5 protein-coding genes and 2 pseudogenes are annotated in these 6,034 nt (G+C 60.7%); 4 read left to right on the plus strand and 3 right to left on the minus strand.

The features are described 5' to 3' along the window. The first annotated feature begins 349 nt into the window (after nucleotides 1-349). The 3 genes and pseudogenes from istA to CXY80_RS19815 form a co-directional block, all read left to right on the plus strand. Entirely contained in the window at nucleotides 350-1,939 is a 1,590-nt protein-coding gene (istA, locus tag CXY80_RS00530) for an IS21 family transposase (RefSeq protein ID WP_233194744.1), read from the plus strand. Next, entirely contained in the window at nucleotides 1,936-2,706 is a 771-nt protein-coding gene (locus CXY80_RS00535; protein WP_104131178.1) for an ATP-binding protein, read from the plus strand. The genes istA and CXY80_RS00535 overlap by 4 nt, the downstream gene beginning before the upstream one ends. A gap of 317 nt (nucleotides 2,707-3,023) precedes the next feature. Beyond that, nucleotides 3,024-3,239, plus strand: a pseudogene (locus tag CXY80_RS19815) (transposase); the annotation flags it as partial. Here CXY80_RS19815 and CXY80_RS00545 read toward each other — a convergent pair. Together CXY80_RS00545 and CXY80_RS20575 are read right to left on the minus strand one after the other, a co-directional pair. After that, a complete protein-coding gene (locus CXY80_RS00545) occupies nucleotides 3,136-3,792 on the minus strand; it encodes a DDE-type integrase/transposase/recombinase (protein ID WP_104131179.1) in 657 nt (218 codons plus the stop codon). The pseudogene CXY80_RS19815 and the gene CXY80_RS00545 overlap by 104 nt on opposite strands. 125 nt (nucleotides 3,793-3,917) lie before the next feature. Then, nucleotides 3,918-4,148 (minus strand): annotated as a pseudogene (locus CXY80_RS20575) (transposase); the annotation flags it as partial. A 383-nt stretch (nucleotides 4,149-4,531) separates the two neighbouring features. Between CXY80_RS20575 and CXY80_RS00555 the strand changes: the two are divergent. Then, complete coding sequence (locus CXY80_RS00555; RefSeq protein ID WP_104131181.1) at nucleotides 4,532-5,674, plus strand: glutathione-independent formaldehyde dehydrogenase; 1,143 nt, start codon at nucleotides 4,532-4,534, stop codon at nucleotides 5,672-5,674. A gap of 177 nt (nucleotides 5,675-5,851) precedes the next feature. On the opposite strand, the gene CXY80_RS19820 is transcribed toward CXY80_RS00555, so the two are convergent. After that, nucleotides 5,852-6,034: hypothetical protein (locus CXY80_RS19820; RefSeq protein ID WP_233194745.1), on the minus strand; the 183-nt coding region annotated here is incomplete at its 5' end.

Below are 6,034 nucleotides of genomic sequence, written 5' to 3' on the forward strand. Positions count from 1 at the left end.
AATGAAGTCCACTACGGTTATCAACAGCCAGCATTGGCAGCGTAGAAGAATCCACTAATTCCGCTGTCCGAAATACCCGCGGCAGGTCAGAGCGCGGTTCGTTCCGGTATGCCTAAATGGTGAACCTCATTTGGAGTGAGACACCGAGAGCGACGAGAGCGCTGCCTTCGCTGCCTGCGACTGGCCCGTATACATCGGGGTAGCTGACGAGTAGCCCTTGGTGGTAGCGGTAGTCCGGCGAGTTGGTAGCACGTTTCCGAGAACACGGTAGCGCTGGCCGGCGGTGACCTGCTCTGCTGTGGAAGGACACGCAGAAGGCGTTGTCGTTTCATTGTTAAGGGGCGGGTTGATGGCGGACTATCGAAAAATTTTGGGGTTATTGCTGGAGGGGCGCAGTTACCGCGACGTCGTGGAGATCGTGGGGTGCTCGCATCGCGACGTGGCTCGGGTGCGGCAGGAAGTCCAGGAGCGAGGTCTGACCTCGACAGATGCGGTCAGCGACGGCGAGCTGGCGGAATGGTTCCCCGACAGGCGCCGGAAAGTGTCCGACGAGTATGGCCAGCCCGACTTGGCGCGGGTGCTGGCGTCGATGAAAGCGAACCGGCACTTCACGTTGTTGTTGGCGTGGCGACGCTACGTCGACACCAAAGATGCGGGGAAGAAGTACGGTTACTCGCAGTTCTGCGCTCTATTCACCGGCTACCTCCGCACCCACGATCTCGTGGCGGTGCTGCGTCACGAGCCGGGACGGGCGATGCTGGTGGACTGGGCCGGCGACACGATGGACGTCGTCGACACCATCACCGGCGAGGTGGTCCGAGCCATCTTGTTCGTCGCGGTGCTGCCATTTTCGGGGCTGATGTTCTGCCGCGCCTATGCAGATATGAAGTCCCCAGCGTGGCTCGACGCGCACGTTCAAGCGTTCGCGTTCTTCGATGGTGTGACGCAGATCATCGTGCCGGATAACCCGACGACCTCCACCCACCAAACCCATAAGGGCGATGCGGAGCGGGTCGTCAACGCACGATATCAGCAGCTCGCGGATCATTACCAGACTGCAATTGTCCCGGCCAGAGTGAAAAAACTCCGCGATAAGGCATCAGCCGAGAATGCGGTGAACGTGGTCAACAAGCGTGTCATCGGTTACCTCGAGGACGATGTCTTCACGACGCTGAGCGAGTTGAACGCGGCAATCGAGGAACGGGTGCGGGAGATCAATCATGACATCCGCCGCGCCGACGACACCACCCGGTGGGAACGCTTCGACACCGAGGAGCGCGAGCTGCTCAGCCCGCTGCCCGATGCCGGATTCGAGGACGTCGAGTGGAAAGAGTTGAAAGCCGCCCGGAACTACCACGTCACCGCGGACACGCAACGCTATTCAGTGCCGTTCGCCCTGGCGGGCAAGTTGTTGCGGGTCCGGGTAACGTCGTCGCGGGTGACGATTTTCGACGGCACGGACAGCATCTGCGAGCACCCGCGGTTGACGGGTCGCAAGGGCCAGTACTCGACTTTGCCTGAGCATGTTCCGCCGCAGCACCGCGATATTGACGGGTTGTGGTCAAGGCGGTGGTTCATCGACCGGGCGCGCAGCGCCGGGCCGGCCACCGTCACGGTGATCGAGCAGATCCTCGACAGCCAGGCGATCGAGGCGCAGGGCTACCTGTCCTGCCAGAACATTCTCGACGGTCTCGGCAAGAACAACCGGGAACGCTTGGAGGCCGCCTGCCAGGACCTCGTCAATCGCAAGGCCCATCCGACATATTCCACGCTGAAACGGTTGATGGCGGCGATCGATAGTGATGCAAAGAAGCCTCGGCCGGTTACCCCGGCGGCCTCGACACGCAAACGCAGCAGCACCGTCGTGTTCCGCGACACCGTCACGGACGTCTATGTCCGTGACGCGTCGCACTACGCCCGAGACGAGGACGGAAAGTGACGTTCACGAGCGTTGATTACGACAAGTTCCGCGCCCTGCGGGTGACCCACGTCGCGACCCGGCTGGAGGAACTCATCCAGGATGAAGCCAACGACACTCTCACGCCCGAGCAGCTGTTCCTCACCGCGGTTGACGACGCGTTGGAATCCCGACGGGTCAGCCGGGTCGACAAACTCATCCGTCAAGCTGCCCTCCCGATCCCGGGCGCCACCGTCGCTGAGGTTGACTACCGCGACGGCCGCGGCATCACCGCGGTCAGAATGCGGCGCTATGGCGCCCATGACTGGCGCTCCGATGCGACCAACCTGCTCATCATCTCGCCCACCGGCGGCGGCAAAACCTACCTCGCCTGCGCGCTGGCCATCGGCGCCTGCCACAGTGAACACTCCGTTCTCTACTTCCGGATGGATGACCTCGCCCGGAGGCTCGTCATCGCTCGCGGCGACGGCATCGCCCATCAGAAGCTGTTGAACGAGCTCTCCAACATCGACCTGCTCATCATTGACGACTTCCTCACGGTTGGCGTTGACAGCGACGCAGCCAGCGACCTGTTCGCGATCCTCGCGAACAGGGAGCACCGGCTGCCGACGATGATTGCCTCGCAGACAGGACCAGCGCACTGGGTCGCTGAGCTGCCCGACCGGGTCGCGGCGGACTCAATCGTGAACCGCCTCGCCAACAACGCACGCATCATCAACCTCGGCCAAATCGACATGCGCCAGCACCGCAACGACCAAGCGCGCGCCCAGAAGAGCTACTGGGAGTGAAGCCGGGGGCTGCTCGGGCACCACGCCCGGGCCGCTACCAACTCGTCAGAACTGCGCTACCAAGTGCTTGGACTGGCGCTACCATCAGGCGCTACTCGCCAGTAGCTTCTCGCAAAATCAGCTTCGTCCCGCTGGCCTACTCCGTGACGATGGCAACATCAACAGCGGCAATGACCGCCGGGAAAGAAACTGGCTGACCACAGCCCTGCTCTAATTCAAGCACCGCTTTGTACTCGCGAGAGGGCGCAATTGCAACCCTGGCCTTGCCCCCGGTTAGTGGACACGGGTTAAGCGGCGAGTTGAACTTCCGCGGTCTGTGGCAACGACCCCTGAACGAAAACACAAACGGACTACTGCGCCAAAACTTGCCCAAAGGCACCAACCTTGCACGATGGGACGCTGATGAACTCGACGCCGTTGCTGTGACACTCAACGACCGACCTCGCAAAATCCTAGGCTGGAAAACCCCCACCGAGGTGTGGGCCGAGTACTTATTATTGACCGAACAGGCCGGTGTTGCTTCGACCAGTTGAATTCGCCTTGGGTGCCGCAGTCTGAGTGCAAGATTACCATCTTCGTGCGGTCCTCGCGCAGGACCATGGCCATCGTGAGTGCGTCCTGGATGAGGTCGGTGCGCATGTGGTCGGCGATAGCCCAGCCGATGCTGTGGGCATCGATGACGGTCGCCAAATACACCCAGCCCTCCCACGTCCTCAGATAGGTAATGTCGCCGGCCCAGACCTGGTTTAGCGCCCCGGTGTCCCACTGCCGTTTTACGGCGTCCACCGGGTAAGCGTCAGCGTGGTTGATGATGATGATGATGATGGTGGTCGTCGTCCATTTCTTCGGGCAGATCCCCGCCAAACCCAGGCGCTTCATGGTCCTGGCGACCGTTTTGCGGGAGATGACCTCCCCGTCCGCACGCAGGTCGACGAGGATCCGCGGGGCCCCGTAGCCCTCGTCAGAATCGCCGTGGAAGAAGGCGACTTTCTGCTCGATGTGTTCCCGCCGGATCGCCGCCAGCGAGGGTGCGCGGTCGATCCACGCGTAGTAGCCAGAGCGGAAGACCTCGAGGAGGCGGACCATGCGGTGATGGTGAAGTTCTTCTTCTTACGCCAATCAGTTCGAACGCAACACGTTCGTATCCGATGCTTCCTGGGCGAAGAAGATGGACGCTTTTTCAAGAACGCCCTGTCCATTTTCAGTTCCGCGTTTTCTTTCCGCAGCCGCAGCAGCGCGGCCCTCTCGGGCTCGGTCATTTCGGTCTGTCCGGTCTCGTTGCGGGCCTTGAACGCCACCACCCACCGGCCCAACGTGGTCTCGTTGATGCCGAGCTCTCGGGCGACGGTTGCGACCGCTCTTCCGGTGGTTAAGACCAGCTTCACGGCCTCGTCTTTGTACTCAGGGGTGAAGTCCCGACGTGATCTTGCCATAGTGAACATTCTCGCTTGTGAGGTGTCCACCCGACGGGGTCAAGGCCACTGCGATGGCAACGGTGGCGCAAGGTTTTGGTTGACGGGTATGCGGGCCCTGCAGCAGCGCCGAGCGCACCCACGCCCTATACAAGGACGACAGAGAGGAGTTCTCTTGATCCGGCCTGCGCACTGCCGATCACTTCGTAGGAGACGGATACTGGCCGGTGATGTCCGGCGTGGGCGTCCCGATAATTGCGGCGGTGAGGCGGCGTACATGGAACGGTGTTAGACATAAATCATGCGCAATCCGCGGGCGCCTCAAGAGTGCCCGGGCATGAATTTTCGTACACCTCCGAAAGTGAAGACGGACCCTCCGTCTTACACGGGCAAAAATTCAGGGAGTGAAAAAAATGAAAGCAGTCGTGTACAAGGGGCCCAATGAGGTCAACGTTGAAGAAGTTCCGGATGCCACGATCGAACGTCCCACTGACGTTCTGGTACGCATTACGGCCACGAATATTTGCGGGTCAGATTTGCACATGTACGAGGGACGCACCGATTTCGAGGCTGGACGCACGTTCGGCCACGAAAATATGGGCGAGGTCATCGAGGTCGGTAACGGCGTAGATGCGGTCAAGGTCGGCGAGCACGTCGTGTTGCCGTTCAATATTTCTTGCGGATTTTGCAAGAATTGTGAACGCGGTTTCACCAACTATTGCATGACCACTCAACCAGACCCGGTCGGCGCGGGCGCCGCCTACGGCTTCGCGGGAATGGGTCCGTACCCCGGCGGGCAGGCCCAAATGCTGCGTGTGCCCTACGGCGACAACAACTGCCTGCGCTTGGGTGAAGACGCCGTAGAAAAGCAAAACGATTACGTGATGCTCTCGGACATCTTCCCAACTGGCTACCACGCTACCGAGATGGCCGGCGTTATCCCCGGTGACACGGTCGTGATCTACGGTGCGGGTCCGGTCGGGCTGATGGCTGCCCTGTCTGCCATGATCAAGGGCGCCAGTAAAGTCTGGGTTGTGGACCGACGCCCAGACCGGCTGGCCCTCGCCGAGCAGATCGGCGCGATCGCCGTTGATGACTCAAAGACGGACCCGGTTCAATTCGTATTGGACCAAACCCAGGGGATCGGCGCGGACCGGGGATGTGAATGCGTTGGCTATCAAGCCCACGACCCCCAGGGCACCGAAGATCCCGCCATGACTCTGAACCGGCTGATTCAGACGGTGCGAATTACCGGGGGCATCGGCGTTGTCGGCGTCTTCCTGCCGGCAGATCCCGGCGGCTTCGACGAGAACGCCAAGCAGGGCAAGATAGCCATAGATTACGGCCTGCAATGGCTCAAAGGCCAGAGCATGGGCAGCGGCCAATGCCCGGTGAAGAAATACAATCGACAATTACGCGACCTGATTGCCGTGGGCAAGGCCAAACCTTCATGGATCGTTTCCCACGAGATCCCCCTCAGCAAAGCCGCGGATGCCTACAAGAACTTCGGAGACCGCAACAACGGGTGGACCAAAGTCATCCTCAAGCCCGAATAGGCCAGCACCTGGTCGATCTGCTCAACGCCGCCTTCGCGGTGTGACGCGGCGGGGAGATCTAGTTCGCGACGTTCTCCCCGCCGCTCGCTCGGACTCGCGTCACAGTAATGCAGTCTTGTTTATGTGTGGGCTGTGTTGGCGCGGAAATCTTGTGCAGTGGTGTCTTTTACATCCGCATCAGTATGCGTGTGAAATTGTTTGGGACTTATTGACCACCCGGGTGGTGAGTAGACGATGCCCGGCGGGGTTTTGCCTTTCAGGAGCAGAGTGCGTGTTGAAGGAGATGTCCCATGCGATCACGTTTGGTGCGTAGATATGCGGAGTTAGCCGGATGGGCACCTGCTGTAAGCGATACGCGCT

It is taken from the genome of Cryobacterium sp. M91 (genome assembly GCF_002929615.1).
GTDB classification, from domain to species: Bacteria; Actinomycetota; Actinomycetes; order Actinomycetales; family Microbacteriaceae; genus Cryobacterium; species Cryobacterium levicorallinum.